Raw genomic sequence first — 21,461 nt, 5'->3', positions numbered from 1 at the left:
CCTTTTTCTCCACTTACAATCTTACTAGAATGCCTCGTTGTGTTGCAACTCAGACCCATCCGCTGCTTTTTTCTTCATTATTGCGCTTTTGCGGTAAGCCTGCTCATGGATCACTGTCGTATCTGCAACAAAATCATGGATTCCCTGTTTCAAAGGAGTAAATCCTACAATCCAATACAGCGGCAAAATTGTCGCAGAAATAAAGCGGCCAATCCATTCGCGGAAAAGCAGCGTGCTCCAAGACAATTTATCGGTTTTCAATGAAACGACCCGGATGCCCATAATCATTTTGCCGACTGTCTGGCTCAAGTATTTTGTCATCAACACAAAATACGCATAGAAAAGAACCGCGGAAATGATGGCATACGGTGCATACCAAGGCGATCCGCTCGTTTCAAGCCCCAATAAAAGAAAGATCGGTTTCACCGATATCGAAGTGACCGCTGAAATGAGCAGCAAGTCGATCAAATAAGCCCAAAACCGCACCCAAAATCCGGCAGGTTTGCGTTCGTAAAATAGAACTTCTTCATAATCCGGAGTTGAGGGACGAGCTGCGTGTTCACTTGGCACAGCCTGATTTCCCTCATTCAAATGGTCCGTCATCAATCGTCCCTCCCTTATTTTTCACCGTAAAGATACATCATCCGCGGCGAGTTGTACTCTGAAAATAATTTGGCCATCATTTTTGATTCAATATCATTCCCTAAGAATGAGTTGAGTTTAAATGAAAGCAGAGATCCCAGGCCATCCGATGCGCCGTATTCGAAAACTTCCGCATTCTCTAATCCGAAATCTTCCTTCACTGCTGCAATGACATCTTCTTCATAGCCGAAGTCATCTGCCAAATTCGCTTCTACTGCTTGGCGGCCATTCATGACGCGGCCATCTGCCACAGCTTTGACTTCAGCTTCTGACATGCCGCGGCCTTCTTCAATAATATCAACAAATGACTCGTACGAATCATCCAGCATATCTTGAAGGATTTTCTTTTCTTCGTCTGTCATATCACGTGTCGGACTCATGATATCTTTATATGGTCCCGATTTGATCGTCACAAAGTCGATGCCGTATTTCTCAGCAAGCTTTCCGTAGTTGACGCTTTCCATGATGACGCCGATCGAGCCAGTCAAGGTTTCGCGGTTGACAAAAATCTTATCGGCCGGTGCTGCAATGTAATAGCCGCCGGAAGCAGCTGTCGCTCCCATTGACACATACATCGGCTTTTCCGTCTCTTCCTGGATTTCTTTGATCTTATCGTAAATTTCAGCAGATTCGACCACTCCACCGCCTGGTGAATTCACGTTTAAGACAAACGCTTTAATGCTGTCGTCTGATTTCACTTGCTCCAGCTGCTCCATGAAAAATTCATGGTTGTAGCCGGCGCTGCCAAATAGAGGCGACGCTTCTCCCGTGTCTTGAATCACACCTTCTACATTCAATACTGCGATGCGTTCGTCAAAATCACCCGATTCAATCACATTTTCGGCAAAACTTGTTTCGCTTGTTGCCAACATTTCATCAAAATTCGTATTCATCGCAGATTGGAAAAACGCAAATGCAGAGTTAATGACAAGAGATAGCCCTAACACGACTGCGGCCACCACTAACGCGATCCATCTTTTTGTATTCATCTATGCAGTTCCCTCCTTTAAGTCTACAACCCATTATACGTGCAACCCTAAAAAATGTTTCATTTCTGCGGGAAGTTATTATAGCGGCGCATTGGCATTTGCCCGTTTGCCGTTCCGCGCCTCGATAATCTTCGATCCCGTAAACAGCGCTAAAGCAAACCAGATAAATGAAAATGAAATCAAATCAATGCGGTCAAAAGCTTCACCGTAAACCAGCACGCCAAGCAGCAGCATCAGCGTCGGCGCAATATATTGAAGGAAACCGATCATATACATCGGAATCAACGGCGCCCCCGTGGCAAACAGGAACAATGGCAGCGCAGTCGCTGCACCGCTTAAGATCAGCAAAAGATCCGTTGTGCCGGAATCGTGGAGGAAAACTGCCTGTCCGGAAACAAACAAATAACCCATGTATGCCGCTGCAAGCGGAAGGACAAATAAAGTTTCAAGCGCCAGTCCCCGAAGCGCATCAAATTTAATCGTTTTCTTGATAAAGCCATAGAAGGCAAAACTAAATGCCATTCCAAAAGCAAGCCAAGGAAACTGACCGTATGAAATCGTCAAAATCGCAACGCCCGTTGCCGCAAATACAAAAGCGACTTTAACTGCCGGCGCCATTTTCTCTTTCAGGAAAAACACTCCGAGCAGCATTGATACAAGCGGATTGATGTAATAGCCGAGACTGGTTTCTACGATCCGGTCGTTTGTTACGGCAAAAATATACAAGAACCAGTTCGCTGTAATTAAATACGAGGCCAGCATCAATGTAAAAAATGTTTTTTTTGATTTCCACAAAGCTTTTAAATCGGCTACTAATAATTTAGCCCGCCCGATTAATACGATAGCCGCCAAGGTAATCAGAAATGACCAGACAACACGGCCGCTCAAAATTTCATCCGCCGGCACATGGTCGACCGTCTTCCAATAAATCGGCAAGATCCCCCAGATGGTATAAGTCAGTATTGTAAACAGTATGCCTCTTTTTTCATCGCTCATCTTGAAATACTCACCATTCTCTCTTTATTTTGTCTCTCGAAATAATAGTCTAATTATATGCCCCTATAATTTTTAAGTAAACAAGAAAAGCGGAAGCGGCCGTTTAGGTCCGAAAGGCATAAGACAGATTGGCGAAGCGGCGTTCTTTGCCGCATAGCCAAGATGGCTTATGACCCGAGGGCCTGGCCGCTGGCGTCTGGACAATAAGAAAAGCGGAAGCGGCCGTCTAGATTCGCCGGGTTAAATAAAAAAAGCGGCCGAATGAACCGGCCGCTTACTGCTAGGATTTATTTTTTTCGTTTTGCCGGAGCTCCACTCGGCGAATTTTGCCGGAAGCGGTTTTCGGAAGTTCTTTTAAAAACTCGATCGCTCTCGGGTATTTATACGGGGCTGTTAGCTCTTTTACATGATCCTGCAATACTTTTACCAATTCGTCAGATGGTTCATTGCCTTCTACTAGAACGACAAATGCCTTGACGATGGTCCCGCGAATTTCATCCGGTGCGCCGATGACCGCACATTCTTGAACGGCCGGATGTTTGACGAGAGCATCTTCCACTTCAAATGGCCCGATCGTATAGCCGGAAGAAATGATGATGTCATCTCCTCTTCCTTCAAACCAGAAATACCCGTCATCGTCTTTTGATGCTTTATCGCCGGTAACGTAATAATCGCCGCGGAATTGCATTTTCGTCCGTTCGTCGTCTTTGAAATAGCCTTTGAATAACGCAGGCGTTGAAACATGGACCGCGATATCGCCGACTTCGCCTTCCGCTGCCGGCTGGCCATTTTCATCGATGATCTCCACCCGGTTCCCTGGAGTCGGTTTCCCCATGGAACCGATGCGGATTTCCATCCCTTTCATAATTCCCACCAGCAAGGTGTTTTCTGTTTGGCCGTATCCATCCCGGACTTCCAAATTGAAATGTTCCTTGAACACATTAATGACTTCCGCATTTAACGGTTCGCCAGCTGATACCGCACTGTGCAGAGAAGACAAATCGAAGGACGCTAAGTTCTTCTGCTTCGCCATCAACCGGTATTCTGTCGGCGTGCAGCATAAAACGTTGATTTTCTGCCGTTCTAAAATCTGCAAGTAAACTTCCGGATCGAATTTGCCATTATACACATATCCGGTAGCCCCGCTTCCGAGTGTCGCAAGGAACGGGCTCCAGATCCATTTCTGCCAGCCAGGGCTTGCCGTTGCCCAGACAAGATCGCCTTCTTTCGCGCCCAGCCAATGCTCAGCGGAAGTGCGTAAATGTGCATACGCCCATCCGTGGCTATGGACAGCCCCTTTTGGATTGCCCGTCGTCCCGGACGTATAGGACAGAAATGCCATGTCGTCGTTTTTCGTTTCTGCAGCCTGGTATTCATCAGAAGCTGTTTCCATCTCATCAGTCAATGAAATCCAGCTCGTGTCCGATTTGCCGATGACGAATTTTGTGACCTTTTTCATTTCTTCCACTTCTTCAAACTGATCCATGAATGGTTCGTATGCGATGACCGCTTTTGCATCACTATGGTTCAAACGATAAGAGATATCTTTTGCCCGAAGCATTTCAGAACTTGGAATCACGACAAGCCCCGCTTTTAGAGCCCCGGTATAAGCAATATAGGCTTCGATTAAGCGAGGCACCATCACTAAGACGATATCTCCTTTTTGGAGCCCTGCTTTTTCAAAGCTGTTTGCCGCTTTATTTGCTTGTTTAATTAATTCATCGTATGTAACTTCTTTCTTTTCCCCTTGGCCGTTCTCCCAAATGATTGCCAGTTTGCCATCACCTGTTGCAAAGCGTTCAATTTCTTCCGTTAAATTATAAGATTCCGGTGCCAATAAGTCTTCTCTGTTCACTAGGCTGTCCCCCTTGGATGGTAAAAATTATTATATCTCTATTATTATAACCCAACTATTTTATTATTCAAAATAATTATAATAAAGGAAAAACTGCCCTTTCAGGCAGTTAGAGAAGGTCTTCAAACTTATTTTCTTTCTTTCGTGGGAATTTAATGACTTCCCGGTTCTGTACTGCTTCTTGGATCAATTCATCAAACGAGACAAAGTTCTCGTAATACTCCACTTTTTCCAGTTTCGGCTTTGTTTTCGGATTTGCTGGCGTAAAAATTGTACAACAATCTTCAAACGGCCGGATGGAAATATCGTAAGTCCCGATTTTTTGAGCCGTTTCGATGATTTCAAGCTTATCCGCTGCAATTAATGGCCGCAGCACCGGTGAGTTGGTCACGGCGTTGATGGCATTCAAGCTTTCCAGTGTTTGGCTCGCTACCTGCCCCAAACTTTCACCGGTAATGATTGCTTGGCTTTTCGTTTCCGCTAAAACCAAATCGGCTATTTTCATCATCATTCGGCGCGTCGAAGTCATCGTAATATTATCCGGCACTTGCTTATGCACTTCCTGCTGCAATTCGGTAAAAGGAATCACATGCAGATTTACCGAAGATCCAAAATGGCTGAGTTTTTCGGCCAAATCAAACACTTTCTCTTTTGCGCGGTCGTTCGTGAAAGGCGGGCTGAAAAAGTGGATCAGTTCCAGGCGAACTCCCCGTTTCAGCATATGATAGCCTGCTACCGGACTGTCAATGCCGCCTGACAGCATCAATAACGCTTTTCCGCCAGCTCCGACCGGCAGGCCGCCGGCTCCTTGAATGACTTCCGCCATTAAAAAGGCACCGTTTTCGCGGATATCGACTTTTAATTCGATGTCCGGTTTTTTCATTTGAACCGTGAGTTCGGGGAAATTGCGCAATACACTCGAACCGATTGCTTGCATAATTTCCAGCTTTTCGTGAGGAAAATCTTTATTCGCCCGGTTAACGTTCACTTTAAACGTTTTGCCTTCAAGATCGAGTTTATCGATCACGACAATCGCAGCTTCTTGCATCGCTTCCATCGTTAAAACCGTTTCCGTCACCGGGCTGAATGACTGGATGCCGAAAACTTTCGGCAGCCTTTCCAAGATTTGCTGCATATCTTCTTCGCTGTCTGTAAAGATGAACATCCGGTCGCGCTCTGCTTTGACTCGGATGCTCCCTAAATCTGCGAACATTTGGCGGATATTATCACGCAGGCGCCCAATAAACGAGCTGCGATTTTTTCCTTTAGTCGATAATTCCCCGTAACGGACGAGGATTTGATTTGTTTTCATCCAATAAATCTCCTTTTTTGGCGAAACTGATAAAATTTATATTCCTGGCTGTAGACTAGCCGATTATTTTATAAGCTTATGCATATTTGCGAATGCTTCTTTTAAACGCGCAATGTCTTCTGCTGTTGTAAATGCCCCGAAACTGATGCGCATGACGCCATCTTTATATTCCCGCGAAAGTCCGATTGCTTCAATTACATGGCTTGCCTTTTTGTTTTTTGAAGAGCAGGCGCTCGAAGTCGAAACGATGACAGATTCGGTTTGAAGCCCGGATACCAAAATTTCCCCTTTGACGCCTTTTACCGCAACGGCCAGAATATGTGGAGCTGCCCCATTAGGGCTGACCACTTTGACTCCGGCAAATTCCGAGAAAAATTCCCGCAGTTCCTTATTCCAATCAGCAAAAGCGGGATTGGGTTCAGCTAGCCGGAGTGCTTTCGCGAAAGCGGCTGCATGCGGCACAGATACCGTTCCGCTTCGCAAGCCGGATTCCTGGCCGCCGCCAAATTGAACCGCAGAAAGTTCAAGTTGGTTGAAAGCCAACACGCCGCTGCCTTTCAAGCCATGGATTTTATGGCCGGAAACCGTCAATAAATCCGGCATGCTTTTGGCATTTAACTGGATCTTCCCTATGCTCTGCACAGCATCCACGTGCAGTAAAGTACGCGATCCTTGCAACAAAGCTTTTACTTCAGCAATCGGATGGATCGTCCCGATTTCATTGTTGACATGCATGAGGCTTACAAGAATCGTATCGTTTCGAAGCGCATTCTTCAACTCATCCAAACTGATTTCCCCTGATGAATTCACGTTTAAGATTGTAATTTCGAACCCTTCCTTTTCCAATTCTTTCAATGAATTCAAAACAGAAGGGTGCTCGGTAGCTGAAGAAATAATATGCTTTCCTCGATGCCGGTTAGCACGGGCAGCTCCAAACAAGGCTAAATTATTGGATTCTGTTCCACCCGAAGTGAAAATTACGTGCTCCATATTTAAAATGCGCTTGATTTGCTCTCTTGCATTTTCCAGCAAGTCTTCGGCTTCATTTCCCATCTGATGCAAAGAAGCCGGATTGGCATAATATTGTTCGTTGGCTTTCATAAAGGTTTCCAGCACTTCTGTTCTCGGCTTGGTTGTTGCACTATTATCCAAATAAATCATTTCAGGCACCTCCGAAAAAGAAACCACCAGCTCAAGTGGCTGGTGGTTTCTTTTTGTATTTACGTACGCCAAGCGTCTTCTTTGACCAGCACTTCAATGCGTTTCATTGAACCCGGTTCAAACGTTTCGACAGCTGTAGCGGCTTCTTCCAATGCTTTTGTATACCGGAGCTGGCGGAACGATTCTTCCGCTTCCATCAACTTGGCATTCATTTGCGGATTCGTTTTGCGGTAGCGGTTTCCATACTGGATGATGCGTTCAATCAATTGAACATTTTCCACCATCTCTGTCGCTTTTTCATCTACCTCATCGATGCACTTCTCCGCTTTCATCAAGTAGTTATCAACTAATTTCATATTCAATGGAACTTCCTGCAGCCCTTGCATAGCTACAAATAGATGCTCTTCCGCTTCTTCTAAGCGGACATCCATTTCTTCTGGAATTCCCGGCATATTCGCTTTATGGAGCATACGGTCGGTTTCCTGCAACTGACGTTTTAGGCTTTCTAATTTCGTGCGGGCTGCATTTTCATCGATGCGCAGGCTTCTCAACGAATTAGAGAAATCATTTTGAATGACATCAATTTTCGTCAATTCTTCCCGGATATAAGCAAGCTCTTCTTCTAAACTTGAATACGCCGATTGCGCTTCTCCCGTACGGGATTCTAATAAATCAAAGCGGCTCTGCAATTCTTCCAATTTGTCCAGGCAATCGACCGGAATGGAAGCTTCGCTTTCCGGAATCTTATAGCTTTGCTGGACAATGGCACATTCTTCCGCCATGGCGTTTGTTTCGCGGGAAACGATTTCCAATTGGCGTCCCGTCTCCACTTTGTATTGATCCACATAGTGCTTCGCTTTGACTTCTTTTTCAAGCAACTCATAGAAGGAATCGATGCGGTCTTTCATCATTTCGGCTTCTTCTTTTGCTTCGGCAATGTTAAGCTCCGCAATATTTTGTTTCAAAACAGCCAGTTCATCTTCCATGGCATTCAGCTGTCCTGCCAGTTCCAGATGGTTCAGGTAATAGGATTGAGACTCCATTTCCCGTTGGCCATTGCGCAATTCGTTTATATAGGAAGGAATTTTAGATTGGACATCCGTAAGCAAAGGCGGAATATCGTCGATTAACGAAAAGACATAATCCCCTTCAGCCGCTAAATTCATGACTATTTCACGTGCTTCCAAGTAATTTCCCTGTTCCGTCAACGCATCATATTCATTGAAAAGCGGTGTGAACGATTCCAGTTTTTTCTCGAGCGGACCGGCGGCAGCGCCGTAGGAATGCTGATGGGCCAATAAATTCTTGCGAGCTTGGCGATATTGCTCTTTCATCAGGTCCATTTCGCTGCGGTTTTTTTCTTCACTGCCAATCAATTGTTCCAACTCGACCAAAATATCATTCATTTGCTGATCCACATTTTCAATGCGGGCTTCAATGTCTCTTTCAATCGATGAAGCTTTTCCGAATTTAAAGCGGTCGATGGCATCTTCAGCGTCAAATAGAGAAGCATCGATTTTCGGAATATGTACATCCATTACTTCCGTCCATATGTTGCGCCAGCGTTCGAACATTTCCTCCGTCTGGCCATTCATATTCAATTGCTTTACTTTCGTCAGTTCTTCAAGTATCGGTTTATTTTGTATTTGCAGTTTTAACTGTTCTAAGCGTTCGATTTCCGCGCTGTGTTTCTTGCGAAACAAAAAGCCGACGGTAATTGCCGCTAATAGAATGATGACCGCAATGATGATATACTTCATCATAAGTCATATAGCCCCCTGTTCCAAAATCACATTTGCTGGTCTATGTAAATGTATTTCATGATTCTACTATTTTAACATGTATTCCATTCTTTTGTTTGTCAAATTGGAGAAAACGGATAAATATTTTTCAACTCGAAAGAAAGCTGGTGTTTTAATGAAAAGAGACGGGCATATCCACACGCCTTTCTGCCCTCACGGCACGCAAGATTCACTCGATTCCTACATAGAAAAAGCGATTAAATCCGGTTTTACCGACATTTCCTTTACGGAACATGCTCCCCTCCCCTCCTCATTCGTTGATCCAACGCCTGAGCAGGACAGCGGCATGAGATTAGAAGAGATGCCTCCATATATAGACGCCATTCAACAGGCAAAAGATGCATATAAGAACGATATTCGCATTCGCTTAGGCCTGGAAATTGATTATATCCGCGGCTACGAAAAAGAAACGCAGGCATTTTTGGATGAATACGGGCCTGTGTTAGACGATTCCATCTTGTCTGTCCACTTTCTTGAGTCAGCCGGCCAGTTTTATTGCATGGATTTCAGCAAAGAAGTTTTCATGGAACTATCGAGAAAAATGGGTTCAGTTGAAGCCGTCTACAGCCAATATTACGATGCGGTAGAATCTTCTGTTCTAGCGGAACTCGGCGCTTTCAAGCCTAAGCGGATCGGCCATCCGACATTAGTGCATAAATTCCAGCTGGCACACGGCGAACAAATCGATGACAGTTTCCGCATAAAAGCACTATTCAACCGGATCAAAGAAGCAGGAATGGAAATTGATATGAACGGCGCCGGTTTTTCAAAACCCGATTGCCTGGAACCGTATCCTCCGTTTCCTTACATCGATTATGCAAAATCGCTTTCTATTCCACTTGTTTTTGGCTCGGATGCCCATAGTGCGAATGGCTTGCATAAGCATTATGAGAAATTCTATACTTAACAAAGCAAAAATATAGATCACCCTTAAACGAAAAGAGGTTTTTGAATGTTTACTCAAACAGATTACAGCGGCACCCGTGCAGACCAGTATGCGATGCTCGGCAAACAGCTGGATGCATTATTAGAAGGTGAAACCAATACAGTCGCAAACTTAAGCAATGCTTCTGCGTTGCTCAATCAGTTTTTGGAACGTATTAACTGGGTCGGCTTTTATTTGATGGAAAATGGAGAGTTGGTTCTCGGACCTTTCCAAGGCCTGCCTGCTTGTGTCCGCATCCAAGTCGGAAAAGGCGTCTGCGGCACCGCCGTATCGGAAAAGAAAACGATGCTGGTTGAAGACGTTCATGCTTTTCCTGGACATATTGCCTGCGACGCAGCTTCGCGTTCTGAAATCGTGGTGCCGCTCGTAAAAGACGGCACTGTAATCGGCGTTCTGGATATCGACAGCCCAGAACTTAGCCGCTTCACTGCAGATGATCAAGCGGGCCTTGAGCATTTTGCAGAAATTCTGCTAAAACATCTATAAGCGTGAAAAGCCAGGATCTCATAAAACGAGATCCTGGCTTTTTTGGTAGAAGTTTGAAGCCATCATTGTTAGCTAGGCGCTTCCGCTTTTCTATTGTCCAGACTCCAGCGCCTAGCTCCTCCGGCCTTAAGGCAGACCACTACGGAAATCAGAATTTCCTTCGTGTACTGCCTTAAGTCTTTCGGAGCTGAACAGGCGCTTCCGCTTTTCTAGGCTTCCTGCAATTTCGGTTTTACCGTTTCAAATGCTTTTGCCAAATCTTCGATTAAGTCGTCTGTATGTTCAAGTCCAACCGAAAGGCGCATGAGCGATTCGGTAATGCCCATCGCTTCCCTTTCTGTTTGCGGCACCACTGCATGGGTCATGGAAGCCGGATGTTGGATCAAGGTTTCTGCATCCCCTAAGCTGACCGCGATTTTAATCAGCGACAAGGCGTTCATGAAAGCCTGCGCTTCTTTTTTGCCGCCTTCAATTTCAAATGAAATCAAACCGCCGCCGTCTTTCATTTGCGCTTTTGCGATTTCCACTTGCGGATGGGCATCGTCAAATGGATAGTAGATTTTTTTCACCAGCGGTTCCTCTTTCAAGAACGCCAAAACCTTCTTTGCGTTCGCGATATGGCGGTCCATTCTGACATGCAATGTTTTTAAACCGCGGATGATAAGCCAGGCATCGAAAGGCGACATAATTCCTCCAACGTCTTTTTGCACAGTCATGCGGATATTTTGCATCTCTTCCCCATCTTTTCCGACAAGAATGCCCCCAATGACATCGCCGTGTCCGTTCAAATATTTTGTCGCACTATGCAGAACAAAATCGGCTCCCATTAAAATTGGATTTTGAAGATACGGCGAACTGAAGGTATTATCAACGATTACGCGCAAACCATGCTTTTTGGCTACAGCCATAACCGCTTCCAGATCGACAATTTCCATCGTCGGGTTGATCGGCGTTTCTAAATAGATGCAGACGGTTTCCGGACGGAGCGCCCCTTCAATTTCCTCTTCGGTTGTCATGCTGACCAAGTCGTGCGTAATCTTATATTTCTCTTCCATCATTTCCAATAGACCGAACGTACAGCCATATATGCCGCGCGAGCACAGAACATGGTCTCCCGCTTTTGTTGCATGGATTAAAATCGCACTGACTGCCGCCATCCCCGAGCCAAAAGCCAGCGCCCCTTCGCCGTATTCAATTTCAGCCATTCGTTCTTCCAGAATGCGCACTGTCGGATTTCCAAGGCGCGAATAAATATTGCCAGCTTTCTCTCCCACAAAACGGCTTTCCCCTTCTTCTGCCGTTTCAAAAGAAAAAGTCGAAGTCTGATACAGCGGAGCAGCTAAACTGTCGTGATGAACAGCACTGCCATACCCCTTATGAATTACCGCTGTCTCCATATTCATCCTTGATTTCTTCATTTCCCTACACCCCTTAGTAGTTTTTGAAAACGCTTACATTATAACTAATTTCATTCTACCTTGGAAAATAAAAAAAAGAAAGCCGTTGCTTCAGACAGTTTTTTCTTTTCGTTGACTTTTTCTTTCGATTTCAGTTATACTAGACTTTGTGTAAAATAATCGCAGCAGTTGTATGTGCGTGTTTGTTCATTTTGTTCCTATCTGCATAGGTGTATCGCGTAACTCATGGCTGCAGAGCGAAGGTACATGAAAACAAAATGGCTTACAGCATGAATGCATCTGGTTTTTATTTTACTTCAAAAACCAAAAAAAGAGGAGGAGACATATATGTCTCGTTATACAGGTCCATCATGGAAACTGTCACGCCGCTTAGGAGTTTCCCTAACAGGCACAGGTAAAGAATTAGAAAAACGCCCTTACGCACCAGGTCAACACGGTGCTAACCAACGCAGAAAAGTTTCTGAGTACGGTTTGCAACTTCAAGAAAAACAAAAACTTCGTTTCATGTACGGTGTAAACGAACGCCAATTCAAAACTTTGTTCAACAAAGCTGGTAAAATGCCAGGTAAACACGGTGAAAACTTCATGATCTTGCTTGAAGCTCGCCTTGATAACGTTGTATATCGTTTAGGTCTTGCGCGCACTCGCCGCCAAGCTCGTCAATTAGTTAACCACGGCCACATCCTTGTTGATGGCAAACGCCTTGACATTCCGTCATACAGCGTGAAACCAGGACAAACGATTTCTTTCCGTGAAAAATCTAACAACCTTGATGTAGTTAACGAAGCAATCGAAGTAAGCAACTTCGTTCCTGAATATGTTACTTTCGATGCTGATACTAAAACAGGTACATTCGTACGCCTTCCAGAGCGCAGCGAATTGTCTGCTGAAATCAGCGAACAGTTGATCGTTGAGTACTACTCACGGTAATTGAAAAAACCTCGAACCGGTCCTCCGGTTCGAGGTTTTTTTGTGGAAAGAAAAAGGGCTCCCTATTAAAAGGAAGTCCTTTTGATATACTGGTTTATTCAGGTTAGGAATAGAGTTTTTCTTCCAGCACTTCATCCACGAGTTCGATCGCTTTTTCCAGCCGTTCGTTATAATCGCCGCTTATGGAATGGTACCGAATACCGCGTTTATCCAAAAGCCCTTTGAGGTAGGCATGATTCTTCTGCCTTACGGATGGGTCACCGAAAGAACGCATGCCGTCATCCACCCATTCCACGTCAGGCTCCAGGAATAGCCATAAATCATACCGTTGAAGATCCGCGACATGATCCAAGATTGGCTGTTCGTAGCCGAGGTAGGCCCAAGAAAAGTATTGGGTCACATTCGCTTCTGTATCAATGAACAGCAATTTGTTGGCACGCTTCGCCTGTTCTTCTTCATGGTACTTGTGTTCAAAGGCGATTTTCGGAAAATCGGACTCGATCGCAATTTCTGCGCCGATGTCTTCGTAGAACGTGCGCCCGTATTCTTCTACATAACTCGTATTGTACAAATTGGCCAAGTTCTTGACCAATGTCGACTTCCCTGAACTTTCAGTGCCGACCACCACTATTTTACGGACGAAATATGGCTGGACGACGCGGGGAATGATTGCCCAATGCTTCATTGCCCCTTCTTCCCGGATTTGCGTCGCAGAAACCGGATAAGTCCGTCGTTCTGCATCCAGAACAATATGCTGCGCATTCGGATACAGCTTCTCAAAATGCCGCCCATATTCCGGTTCGGAGCTGAACACCGTATCAATCTCTGTTCCAATGGCCGATTTAATGCTTTCGGCCCCTTGTTCCCAATCTGAAAATTCGCCGGTCTGCTTTTCAGAAATTGCATGGACTTTAACATGCGGCAAGTCTTTCGTCAGTTCATTCCACCACCGGAGCCGTTGATGGAATGGGATCGGCTTCATCGTCGTTCCTTTAAAATAGAATTCCTTTTCATATTCTTCATCATGCGTAATCATGACGTGCAATTCTTCGACCATCGTACTGGCTCGAATCATGGCACTTACATGCCCTTGATGGACGATTAGAAATTTCCCGCCATACATTCCTACTTTTCCTATAGCCATCCCTACATGCTCTCCTTTGCCAAATCCTGCTTCTTGGCCATTTTTCTCCAGTTATAGTAGCCGTAAATCGAATTGAATAAAAATGCCGTCCACATGACAACCAATGCATAATCGTTGCCGCCTGATGCATCGAGCGTAATTACCCATAAGGCAATCGACAAGATATTTACTAAAATCCAAATTAGCCACTGTTCTGCAAATCGCTTAAGCATCAGAATTTGCGCCATGACCGAAAGAATCGTCGTCGCCGAATCCAATCCGACAGACCGCCCGCCTATCACCTGAAGCAAAATAGCATACAGCACAGTCCCGGCAATGACGGCAATTATTGAATATATCCAAGATTTGATGCTCATTGTTTTTACAGCGACATCTTCGCCTTGTACACTGTCTTTGTTTTTTATGCTGTTGCGGTGCCATAAGTATAATCCGATAAACTGAATCGGAAAATAGAAAAGCCCGTTCAGCATGGCTTCTCCGTACAGCCCATAAGTGAAAGAAATGTAAGCATAGGTGGATGTTTGGACCATCCCGAAATAATAATTGCTGATTTTTCCCTTTGCGACTAGCAGCACACAAAACATTCCGGTCAAAGAACTGATTAACCCAAGAAGTGTATCGTCCCAGGCAAAGAATAAATAGATATTAATCGCAGCAAAAACAACCAGCCAACTTTTTTCAAACAGAGTCCAATCTTCAAAAAACTTTTTTCTTTTTGAAAGTGCAGCAGTACCGACCATTCCCTCGTCCTCCTAGTTGTACAAGCTCGTAACTTTCCTTATAAATCCTTCGTATGCAGCAGTAACTACGGGCAAGCGCCTTGCTGTTTGAGGCAATCCTTTCCCCCGACTCTATCAGTATACTTCTTCGAAAAAGCAACTTGCATCATTTTTTTAGAATAATTTTACATTTCTTTCATTAAAAAGATCGCATAAAAAAACGGCGCTTTCGCTGCTAGATCCAACTAACAACGAAAGCGCCGCTTTAATGAGGGCTTTATTATCCATCTATTAACGAAATGCCATTTTCTTTTAGCGCTTGTGCCAATGTATTGTAAACTTCAATGTCCACAAATTTAATTCCGAGATGGACGGCTGTTTGTGCGATGACCGGGCTTAGGCCAGACAAGGCTGTTTTGACTCCAATAATCTTTAGGCCGTTGATCAGCTGAAACACTTGCTGGGCGACCATCGTATCGATGATCGGCACCCCGGAAAGATCGATGAACAATTTTTCGATATTGTGTTTAGCGCTCTGGCGAAGCGTTTTTTCAAAAACGATTTGAGCACGATGGGTCGTAATCTCGCCGATCAGCGGAAGAAAACCTGAGTGTTTCGTTAGCAAGATAACGGGTGCACTCATTTCCACGATCATTTGCTGCTGGGCATGCAGGCGATCTTGAGCGGCTTTTGTATTTTGGGAAGTGAACTCAAGGATGACCGAACTGATTGAATTCACTACTGCAAGGTTCCATTCATTTAATTGTTCTATTGTGACCGTATCTTCATTCTCTTTGGCATACGATCCAATCATTTCTAAGTATTGTTCCTGCGTCCGGAAAAATTCGCCGAGTACACTGACTACCGGCGTGGAGAGATGGTCTTCATCTTTGGCAATCGTTTCGATCCAATCTTGGAAACCCGCAAAAAACTCTTCCTTATCTTTTTCAAACATGGCACAGAAACGCACATGAAATTCATGGTTCTGATGCTTTAACGTTTCTATTTTTTCAGGGTCAGTCGAACTGTAGACTCCCCCTTTATTTTTGTCCAACCCTTCATACCATTTTTCGGTTAACTCCCATGTACGTTCAGTCAAATAATGATATAAACCCTGATTTTTGAGCATATGTCTCTCCCTTTGCTTCCAGAGGCATTTTCGGACGGGCTTTATTGTCTTGAAAATCACCTTAGTTTCTAAATTAAATTGCCTTAATGTAATCATATACGATTCTTTAAGCAAGAGCATAATTATAAGCGAGACATTTTTTATTCTTTACCCTTTTTGCCTTTTTGTTGTCGATTTATAGCGGAGGTGCTAATCTTGTATTATCATGAAAACCGAAATGAGGTAAGGCGTATGGCGAAAGTTTCACTTGCAGAGGCAGTCAAATTAAAAAGTATTTTGGCAAAGCGGATTCACGAATTGGAAGAGGAAATGGTGCGTGTCTCTTTTGCAGAGATTGAAAAAGGAGGCAGCTTGCCTAAACAAGCTCGTTCAATCGCAGATGCTGAATACGATTTGGAAAACGTCCGCAAGGATTTTAGGACATTGGACAAATTAATGTATGAAGCAAACATTTCGCATGTCATCGAATTCAACGGCGAAGCCCTAACTATCGTTGAGGCGATTGAATACGCTACCCAGCTTCGCGCAAAAGCCCGACTCTACAAAGTTTTTGGCGCTTCTAAAAAAGAGGAATTCCCTTATAATTTCGGCGAGGCTGCGGCGCTTATCAGAGTCGCCTTATTCGATCCCGAGGAATATCGCTTAAAAGCACTGGACATTGAACGCCAGGCGAACCGGCTATCGAATGCCATCAACGCTAAAAATTATACGATAGCACTTAATTTCGATGGTTCAACATATTTTTAACCTTGAAGGGGTGAGACTCCGCTTCAAGGCATAGAGGAAGAAAATTGCTGCGCTTCGGTGCACTTACTCGAACAGGAAATGGCCAAACCCATGACTTATCACCCGTTCCCAAGTTACCTGTTACCGATTCCCAACTATCAGCAATAGCGGCGGAATGCCAAACTTTGTATGACTGTCTTCTTCTATGAGTCCCTTTGCCTGTTTGGCAGAGGGATTTTTTTAATGGTAAACTGGTTAAAACGGAGGTGCAGATAATGCGGATTATTTCAATTTGTCCAAGCAATACCGAGCTGCTTGCATTTTTAGGGGCAGAGGATTTGCTTGTAGGAATCGATGATTATTCCGATTGGCCGAGTTCAATTACTCACTTGCCTCGGCTCGGGCCTGATTTATCGATTCGAATGGATGAACTCGAAGCGTTGAAGCCCGATTTGGTTCTGGCTTCCCTCAGCGTACCGGGAATGGAAAAAAATGTGGAAGAATTGGTAAAAAGAAAGATTCCGCACCTTGTGTTGGATCCCCAAACTTTAGAGGAAATTGGCCATGACCTTTTAACAATTGGCCAAGCTTGCGGCATAGACGCCGTTCCCATTCAACAGGAATTTCTATCTGTTGTCGCTGATTTAAAAAAGCGGGCGGCAGCCGTTTCTTCTCGCCCTTCCCTTTACTGGGAATGGTGGCCGAAGCCTGTGTTCACGCCAGGCCGCGTCAACTGGCTGACGCAGATCAGCGAGCTCGCTGGCGGGCGCAACGTTTTCGAAGACGTCGATTCTGCGAATATCCAAACCGATTGGGAAGATGTGCGAACACGAAATCCCGATTATATTCTGCTCGCCTGGGTCGGCATCATGACCTCCAAAGTCAAACCCGAGCTTGTCCGAAAACGCCCGGGCTGGGATGAAATGAAAGGCTTTGAAAACATCCATGTAATGGAAGAAGAGCTGTATTGCCGGCCTTCTCCCCGCTTGATTGAAGGAGCAGTGAAGCTCGGAAAACTTCTTCACCCAGAACAGTACAGGGATATGGAATTGCCGCGATTCATCAAAGCGAAACAAATGTAAAAACGAGCAGCCGCAAATCGGCTGCTCGTTTTTATCTATTTCGTTTTTTAAAGTCCCGCAGGTCCACGTTTTTCAATTGAACGAGCGTCATCTAGGCCTTGATCACCTCTAATGGTCGTTGAAGAATTCCCGCCGATCAATGGATCTTTATTATCCACAAAGCCATCTCGGTCATTATGGTCTGGAATGAAATCCTCCTGGTCTTCCACTAATACTAAAATGCTGCCTTCATTAAATTGAGATTCATAGCGCTGTGCTTCGTCTTCAGGAATGCCCATCCCGATCAAAGCGCCAGCCAAACCACCGATGCCTGCGCCAGCGGCAGCTCCCGTCAATCCAGCAACAATGGGTCCAGCTGCTACAATCGGACCGATTCCGGGAATGGCTAGAGCCCCAATTCCTGCCAGCACGCCGCCGAGACCACCTAAGGCGCCGCCTGTTAGAGCGCCAGCAGCTGCACCTTCTTCGACATGCGTATCGGTTTCTTCCATAATATTTTCTGCTTCTCTTTTATCCTTGCTTAGTACGGAAATATCTTCTGAACGATAACCTTGCCGCTTTAACTCCTCTATCGCGGCAATTGCTTCATTTTCTGTTTGATACGATCCTGCAACTCGTTGTTTTGCCATTCTGAACGCCTCCTCTGGATTATGTTCTGCCATAGTGACAAATTACCCGCAGAGAGAGGAGGTAAACATTTTCCTTTTGATCCAATCATTACGGAATTTCAGTACTTAATGCAAAGACTTCGGTTCAGCTCTAATGTTAAAGTTTTTGCGGCGATAAACACTCAGGAAAATGCCCACTACTAAGGCACCAAGCATAGTCGGCCAGAATCCGTAACTGAGAAGCGGCAATGACATGCTGATCAACGGCAGCACTCCAAAAATCATCCCGATATTATAAATAGCTTGAACTACAAATAGAGCAACTCCTCCGCTCAGCAACATCTTTCCATATGGATCTTTTAGTTGGCGAGCAATATAGACCATGCGAACGGCCACTCCAGTTAACGCAAGTAAAAGAAGCAACCCAGCTGCCCATCCAAAATGATGAATAATATTTAAGAAAATGAAGTCTGTATGCGCAGAAGGGATAAACTGCATGTCGCCAAGATTGCCAAACCATGTGGATTCGCTTACTATTTGGTTAATTTGAATATACATGTATCCAGAAGTTTCACTATACATTTCAGGATTCAAAAACGCATAGAACCGCTCTAATTGATACTCTTTCAGAGAAGTGAATATGATAGCCAGTATAGAAGCGATTAAAGCCAAGCAAACTGCTGCAAACCCGAATATTTTCTTGTTGCTCAAGGAGCTGGTTATCAACATAATAAAAACCATTACACTATAAATCATGAACGCAGCTATTCCGCCTGCATTTAGCATTAAAGCGGAAGTCAGGAGAAAGAAAAGAGCAGCTTTCCAGAATACCGCTTGTTCCTGCACTAAAAAAGAAGCCCAAAACAGAAATAAAATTGGCAAGGTATGTAGAATTTGAAAAGACAGCGGACCAAAATCGATAATTGGATAACCGTTCATCATTCCAGTGGACAGGAAATTCAACAGAAGCAGCAATATAATCCCAATCCCCAGAAATAGCCAATGTAGATTTTTTAATTTCCGGTAATCAAAGAACATTAACCCTATTGCAGCTACAACTCCAAGCACTGCCATGACACTTTTCTTCCCGATATAACTGCCGAGGTCTGCGGCATTTATTGCTACGAGAGGCAAGAAACTAAATCCGATAATTAACAGGAACAGCGTTAGCATGGCCCAATCCAGTTTTGGCCGGTAAAGCGAATTCAGCTGTATCCCTAGATGAACTGGACTTCCCATCTGTTCAATTGCCCTTTCTTCTGCTTGCATCTCATTAAGTCCTTTATTAAGCAATGCCTTTTGGGTTTCTCTTAAATGATAAGTTAATTCAGCTTCAACCTGTTCTTTCGCTTCTTTTGAACGAACTTGCTCAGTCACTTTCTTCACATAATGGTTTTTTCTATTCCCCACAGCTCTTTACACCTCCAATATCTCTTTTAAATAAGACTGTTTAACAGCATATTTCTTTTCAGCTTTCCTTAATATTTTCTGGCCTTTATCAGTTAAACTATACAACTTTGCTTCATTCTCTTCCCATTTGCTGACCAAAAGACCATTCACTTCTAAACGATGCAATAAGCTATATAGCAATCCCTCATTATCTTCAAACCTTTTAATGCCCCTGCTTCGAAGGTAAGTGATTAAGACAACACCTGTTTTTTCTTGTACGAGAAGTTGCAGCACAGACAAATAGACATATTCATCACTCTCCACCTGCTTTCTTATTTCCGTGTGGATGCTGTTTTTAAGTTGATCTGTAAATTCCAATTGATTGAATACTTTTTTCTTCATCACTTGTCTCAGTTCTTTTAAACGTTCTTCCATTGTTATCCCTCCAAACTTTCTTTAAGAAGTTCTTTAGCCCTCTTTAATCTTGTTTTGATGGTACTTTCATTCTTCATTAAAGTTGCAGCAATTTCACGGATTGAGAGCTCTTGAAAATAATAGAGATAGATTACTTCCCGATAGATGACGGGTAATTTCATGACAACAGCAGCCAGTTCCTCATCTTCATCTTTTTGGATAATTGATTTTTCCAGCGCAATGTTGCTGTCCTCATGAAGGAATGGCTCTTCTATAGCGAGAACGATATTCTTGTAATGCCAGCTTTTCAAATAATCTTTGCTATGATTGATAGCAATTCGCCAGAGCCACGTTCTGAATGTCGATTTCTGCTTGTATGTATGCAGTGATTTATAGCACTTAATGAAAATTTCCTGAGTTAAGTCTTCTGCTGCCGCCCGGTTTTTCACATAAGAATATACGAGCTGCAAAATTTCCTTTCCATATTCTTTCATAGCTTCGTTAATAATTTCCTCTGAACTTGCTGTACTGATCTGGTCAAACGTTATTTCGTCCACTGCTTAGCCTCCTGTCTTAAATTTAGACGACCCAGACAAAAAGAAAGTTTGGAAAACGCCGTAAAACTTTTAAGCTTTGGAGCCGAAAAGAAAACACCGTTTAGATCATAAACGATGTTCAGCCAATCTATTCACTTGCCTATCCCTTTATTCTCCACAAAATTCTTCAAGTTCTGAACGGACATAATATCCCTCAATCACCGCATGCCCTGAAGGATAAAACGTCGTCTTCCATTCACTGCCATCATCAAATCGCAATGTTGCAGTATGGCCTTCCGCCAGTTCGAACTCTTCTGTTCCTTCTCGTTTGCTTGAATTGATTTCCTCTTTTACGGCCTGTATACGGACCGGATCTGTGATTTCAATTAACTCCTCCGTTTCCAGACAGCGAATATCGATTTTTTCTATTTCTTTCTCGATAATCGGACTGGTAGGCATACAAGCTGTAAGTGCCGCTATTATTATTACCAAACCCGCATGCTGCCGCTTCATCCATACCCCACCCTACTTTTAAATTCAATCCAAAATCGCTGCTTTTTCTGGATGATGTAAAAACGAAAAAAGCATCTCGATTTGAGCTTCTGTGTTTCGATTCAAAGAAAGTTCAGGCAAAGAAGCAGCTGAGAAAAATTCGACTCCGTCCGTCTCTACTCCAAATGATGCCCTACCGCCTACAATTTCACATTGAACAAATAATTTATAATAATGATAGGGCTGCGGCGGATGGCCGTGTTGGTTCATGTCCAAAAGAGCCAATAGTTTTACTGGAACAGCTAGAAAACCGGACTCTTCCCTTATTTCTTTCACAATATTCTCGCTTGGGGATAGGCCGATATCACAAAAGCCGCCTGGAAGCGCCCATTTATTGTCGACTTTCTCTTTGACCAATAAAATTTTCCCATCCCGGAATACGGCTCCCCGGACATCCATCTTGGGGGTTTGATAACCTTTTTCACTCGCAAATAAGTCTTTGATCTTTTCCATTTCCACTTCGGTATGTTCAGCCATAATTTCTGTACTGATAGTGCGCAATTCTTCAAAACGCTCCATATCGTATACATCTTTCGAGTAAGTTAACCCTGCTTGAGACAGAGACTGAATGCGTTTAGCCCATTCCAACCATTTTGTACTCATCAAATCCCTCGATTCAACTAAT

General features: G+C 44.1%; 22 protein-coding genes. 5 read left to right on the top strand and 17 right to left on the bottom strand.

All coding sequences use genetic code 11. From position 1 onward, the window contains the following. Positions 1-24: 24 nt before the first annotated feature. From MTR82_RS08315 to ezrA, 7 genes are all read right to left on the bottom strand, one after another. Complete coding sequence (locus MTR82_RS08315) at positions 25-603, bottom strand: RDD family protein (RefSeq protein WP_052652033.1); 579 nt, start codon at positions 601-603, stop codon at positions 25-27. A 14-nt stretch (positions 604-617) separates the two neighbouring features. Continuing rightward, the gene (gene sppA / locus MTR82_RS08310; protein ID WP_246808683.1) at positions 618-1,631 is read right to left on the bottom strand and encodes a signal peptide peptidase SppA; all 1,014 of its coding nucleotides are present in this window, start codon (positions 1,629-1,631) and stop codon (positions 618-620) included. Positions 1,632-1,709: 78 nt separating this feature from the next. Further along, positions 1,710-2,627, bottom strand: a complete 918-nt coding sequence (gene rarD / locus MTR82_RS08305; protein ID WP_246808682.1) for an EamA family transporter RarD — start codon at positions 2,625-2,627, stop codon at positions 1,710-1,712. A 280-nt stretch (positions 2,628-2,907) separates the two neighbouring features. Then, positions 2,908-4,482, bottom strand: coding sequence for an acyl-CoA synthetase MbcS (gene mbcS / locus MTR82_RS08300; RefSeq protein WP_246808681.1), 1,575 nt, complete (start codon positions 4,480-4,482; stop codon positions 2,908-2,910). A gap of 109 nt (positions 4,483-4,591) precedes the next feature. Continuing rightward, complete coding sequence (thiI, locus tag MTR82_RS08295; RefSeq protein WP_246808680.1) at positions 4,592-5,794, bottom strand: tRNA uracil 4-sulfurtransferase ThiI; 1,203 nt, start codon at positions 5,792-5,794, stop codon at positions 4,592-4,594. Between the two features lie 63 nt (positions 5,795-5,857). Then, positions 5,858-6,955 carry a cysteine desulfurase family protein gene (locus MTR82_RS08290; protein WP_246808679.1) on the bottom strand — a complete coding sequence of 366 codons (1,098 nt, stop codon included), beginning with the start codon at positions 6,953-6,955 and terminating at the stop codon, positions 5,858-5,860. Between the two features lie 59 nt (positions 6,956-7,014). Beyond that, a complete protein-coding gene (gene ezrA / locus MTR82_RS08285; RefSeq protein WP_246808678.1) occupies positions 7,015-8,718 on the bottom strand; it encodes a septation ring formation regulator EzrA in 1,704 nt (567 codons plus the stop codon). A gap of 154 nt (positions 8,719-8,872) precedes the next feature. Between ezrA and hisJ the strand changes: the two genes are divergently transcribed. Continuing rightward, positions 8,873-9,664, top strand: a complete 792-nt coding sequence (gene hisJ, locus MTR82_RS08280; protein WP_246808677.1) for a histidinol-phosphatase HisJ — start codon at positions 8,873-8,875, stop codon at positions 9,662-9,664. Between the two features lie 45 nt (positions 9,665-9,709). After that, positions 9,710-10,189, top strand: coding sequence for a GAF domain-containing protein (locus MTR82_RS08275; RefSeq protein ID WP_052652040.1), 480 nt, complete (start codon positions 9,710-9,712; stop codon positions 10,187-10,189). A gap of 209 nt (positions 10,190-10,398) precedes the next feature. Here MTR82_RS08275 and megL read toward each other — a convergent pair whose 3' ends face one another. Further along, complete coding sequence (megL, locus tag MTR82_RS08270) at positions 10,399-11,607, bottom strand: methionine gamma-lyase (RefSeq protein WP_246808676.1); 1,209 nt, start codon at positions 11,605-11,607, stop codon at positions 10,399-10,401. A gap of 327 nt (positions 11,608-11,934) precedes the next feature. Between megL and rpsD the strand changes: the two genes are divergently transcribed. Continuing rightward, entirely contained in the window at positions 11,935-12,537 is a 603-nt protein-coding gene (gene rpsD, locus MTR82_RS08265) for a 30S ribosomal protein S4 (protein ID WP_052652042.1), read from the top strand. Positions 12,538-12,640: 103 nt separating this feature from the next. On the opposite strand, the gene nadR is transcribed toward rpsD, so the two are convergent. The 3 genes from nadR to MTR82_RS08250 form a co-directional block, all read right to left on the bottom strand. After that, on the bottom strand, positions 12,641-13,681 hold the full coding sequence (gene nadR, locus MTR82_RS08260; protein WP_279577036.1) for a multifunctional transcriptional regulator/nicotinamide-nucleotide adenylyltransferase/ribosylnicotinamide kinase NadR: 1,041 nt from the start codon (positions 13,679-13,681) through the stop codon (positions 12,641-12,643). 2 nt (positions 13,682-13,683) lie between these two features. Beyond that, a complete protein-coding gene (gene pnuC / locus MTR82_RS08255; protein ID WP_246808675.1) occupies positions 13,684-14,421 on the bottom strand; it encodes a nicotinamide riboside transporter PnuC in 738 nt (245 codons plus the stop codon). 259 nt (positions 14,422-14,680) lie between these two features. After that, positions 14,681-15,529 (bottom strand): STAS domain-containing protein, encoded by an 849-nt coding sequence (locus tag MTR82_RS08250; protein WP_246808674.1) that lies wholly within the window; start codon positions 15,527-15,529, stop codon positions 14,681-14,683. A 231-nt stretch (positions 15,530-15,760) separates the two neighbouring features. On the opposite strand from MTR82_RS08250, the gene MTR82_RS08245 reads away from it, so the two are divergent. Together MTR82_RS08245 and MTR82_RS08240 are read left to right on the top strand one after the other, a co-directional pair. Continuing rightward, positions 15,761-16,276, top strand: a complete 516-nt coding sequence (locus MTR82_RS08245; RefSeq protein ID WP_246808673.1) for a hypothetical protein — start codon at positions 15,761-15,763, stop codon at positions 16,274-16,276. 254 nt (positions 16,277-16,530) lie between these two features. Next, positions 16,531-17,337 (top strand): cobalamin-binding protein, encoded by an 807-nt coding sequence (locus MTR82_RS08240; RefSeq protein ID WP_246808672.1) that lies wholly within the window; start codon positions 16,531-16,533, stop codon positions 17,335-17,337. Positions 17,338-17,384: 47 nt separating this feature from the next. On the opposite strand, the gene MTR82_RS08235 is transcribed toward MTR82_RS08240, so the two are convergent. The 6 genes from MTR82_RS08235 to MTR82_RS08210 all read right to left on the bottom strand — a co-directional run bounded on the left by MTR82_RS08235 (position 17,385) and on the right by MTR82_RS08210 (position 21,439). Next, positions 17,385-17,966, bottom strand: coding sequence for a general stress protein (locus MTR82_RS08235; protein WP_246808671.1), 582 nt, complete (start codon positions 17,964-17,966; stop codon positions 17,385-17,387). Between the two features lie 105 nt (positions 17,967-18,071). Continuing rightward, the gene (locus MTR82_RS08230) at positions 18,072-19,355 is read right to left on the bottom strand and encodes an FtsW/RodA/SpoVE family cell cycle protein (RefSeq protein WP_246808670.1); all 1,284 of its coding nucleotides are present in this window, start codon (positions 19,353-19,355) and stop codon (positions 18,072-18,074) included. A 6-nt stretch (positions 19,356-19,361) separates the two neighbouring features. Next, entirely contained in the window at positions 19,362-19,769 is a 408-nt protein-coding gene (locus tag MTR82_RS08225) for a PadR family transcriptional regulator (RefSeq protein ID WP_246808669.1), read from the bottom strand. 2 nt (positions 19,770-19,771) lie between these two features. Then, on the bottom strand, positions 19,772-20,305 hold the full coding sequence (locus MTR82_RS08220; RefSeq protein WP_246808668.1) for a sigma-70 family RNA polymerase sigma factor: 534 nt from the start codon (positions 20,303-20,305) through the stop codon (positions 19,772-19,774). Between the two features lie 147 nt (positions 20,306-20,452). Further along, complete coding sequence (locus MTR82_RS08215) at positions 20,453-20,797, bottom strand: hypothetical protein (protein ID WP_246808667.1); 345 nt, start codon at positions 20,795-20,797, stop codon at positions 20,453-20,455. Between the two features lie 24 nt (positions 20,798-20,821). Beyond that, complete coding sequence (locus tag MTR82_RS08210; RefSeq protein ID WP_246808666.1) at positions 20,822-21,439, bottom strand: NUDIX hydrolase; 618 nt, start codon at positions 21,437-21,439, stop codon at positions 20,822-20,824. Positions 21,440-21,461: the final 22 nt, after the last annotated feature.

Origin of the sequence: Planococcus ruber (assembly GCF_022819085.1) — a bacterium.
Classification (GTDB): domain Bacteria; phylum Bacillota; class Bacilli; order Bacillales_A; family Planococcaceae; genus Planococcus; species Planococcus ruber.
The sequence above is the reverse complement of the archived record's forward strand: the minus strand, read 5'-3'. Positions and strand labels throughout refer to the sequence as shown.

What these genes read in the sequence shown, in the direction of transcription:
- MTR82_RS08315 (WP_052652033.1), bottom strand. Translation starts at nt 603, where the DNA reads ATGACGGACCATTTGAATGAGGGAAATCAGGCTGTGCCAAGTGAACAC.
- sppA (WP_246808683.1), bottom strand. Translation starts at nt 1,631, where the DNA reads ATGAATACAAAAAGATGGATCGCGTTAGTGGTGGCCGCAGTCGTGTTA.
- rarD (WP_246808682.1), bottom strand. Translation starts at nt 2,627, where the DNA reads ATGAGCGATGAAAAAAGAGGCATACTGTTTACAATACTGACTTATACC.
- thiI (WP_246808680.1), bottom strand. Translation starts at nt 5,794, where the DNA reads ATGAAAACAAATCAAATCCTCGTCCGTTACGGGGAATTATCGACTAAA.
- MTR82_RS08290 (WP_246808679.1), bottom strand. Translation starts at nt 6,955, where the DNA reads ATGATTTATTTGGATAATAGTGCAACAACCAAGCCGAGAACAGAAGTG.
- ezrA (WP_246808678.1), bottom strand. Translation starts at nt 8,718, where the DNA reads ATGATGAAGTATATCATCATTGCGGTCATCATTCTATTAGCGGCAATT.
- hisJ (WP_246808677.1), top strand. Translation starts at nt 8,873, where the DNA reads ATGAAAAGAGACGGGCATATCCACACGCCTTTCTGCCCTCACGGCACG.
- MTR82_RS08275 (WP_052652040.1), top strand. Translation starts at nt 9,710, where the DNA reads ATGTTTACTCAAACAGATTACAGCGGCACCCGTGCAGACCAGTATGCG.
- megL (WP_246808676.1), bottom strand. Translation starts at nt 11,607, where the DNA reads ATGAAGAAATCAAGGATGAATATGGAGACAGCGGTAATTCATAAGGGG.
- rpsD (WP_052652042.1), top strand. Translation starts at nt 11,935, where the DNA reads ATGTCTCGTTATACAGGTCCATCATGGAAACTGTCACGCCGCTTAGGA.
- nadR (WP_279577036.1), bottom strand. Translation starts at nt 13,681, where the DNA reads ATGGCTATAGGAAAAGTAGGAATGTATGGCGGGAAATTTCTAATCGTC.
- pnuC (WP_246808675.1), bottom strand. Translation starts at nt 14,421, where the DNA reads ATGGTCGGTACTGCTGCACTTTCAAAAAGAAAAAAGTTTTTTGAAGAT.
- MTR82_RS08250 (WP_246808674.1), bottom strand. Translation starts at nt 15,529, where the DNA reads ATGCTCAAAAATCAGGGTTTATATCATTATTTGACTGAACGTACATGG.
- MTR82_RS08245 (WP_246808673.1), top strand. Translation starts at nt 15,761, where the DNA reads ATGGCGAAAGTTTCACTTGCAGAGGCAGTCAAATTAAAAAGTATTTTG.
- MTR82_RS08240 (WP_246808672.1), top strand. Translation starts at nt 16,531, where the DNA reads ATGCGGATTATTTCAATTTGTCCAAGCAATACCGAGCTGCTTGCATTT.
- MTR82_RS08235 (WP_246808671.1), bottom strand. Translation starts at nt 17,966, where the DNA reads ATGGCAAAACAACGAGTTGCAGGATCGTATCAAACAGAAAATGAAGCA.
- MTR82_RS08225 (WP_246808669.1), bottom strand. Translation starts at nt 19,769, where the DNA reads ATGGAAGAACGTTTAAAAGAACTGAGACAAGTGATGAAGAAAAAAGTA.
- MTR82_RS08215 (WP_246808667.1), bottom strand. Translation starts at nt 20,797, where the DNA reads ATGAAGCGGCAGCATGCGGGTTTGGTAATAATAATAGCGGCACTTACA.
- MTR82_RS08210 (WP_246808666.1), bottom strand. Translation starts at nt 21,439, where the DNA reads ATGAGTACAAAATGGTTGGAATGGGCTAAACGCATTCAGTCTCTGTCT.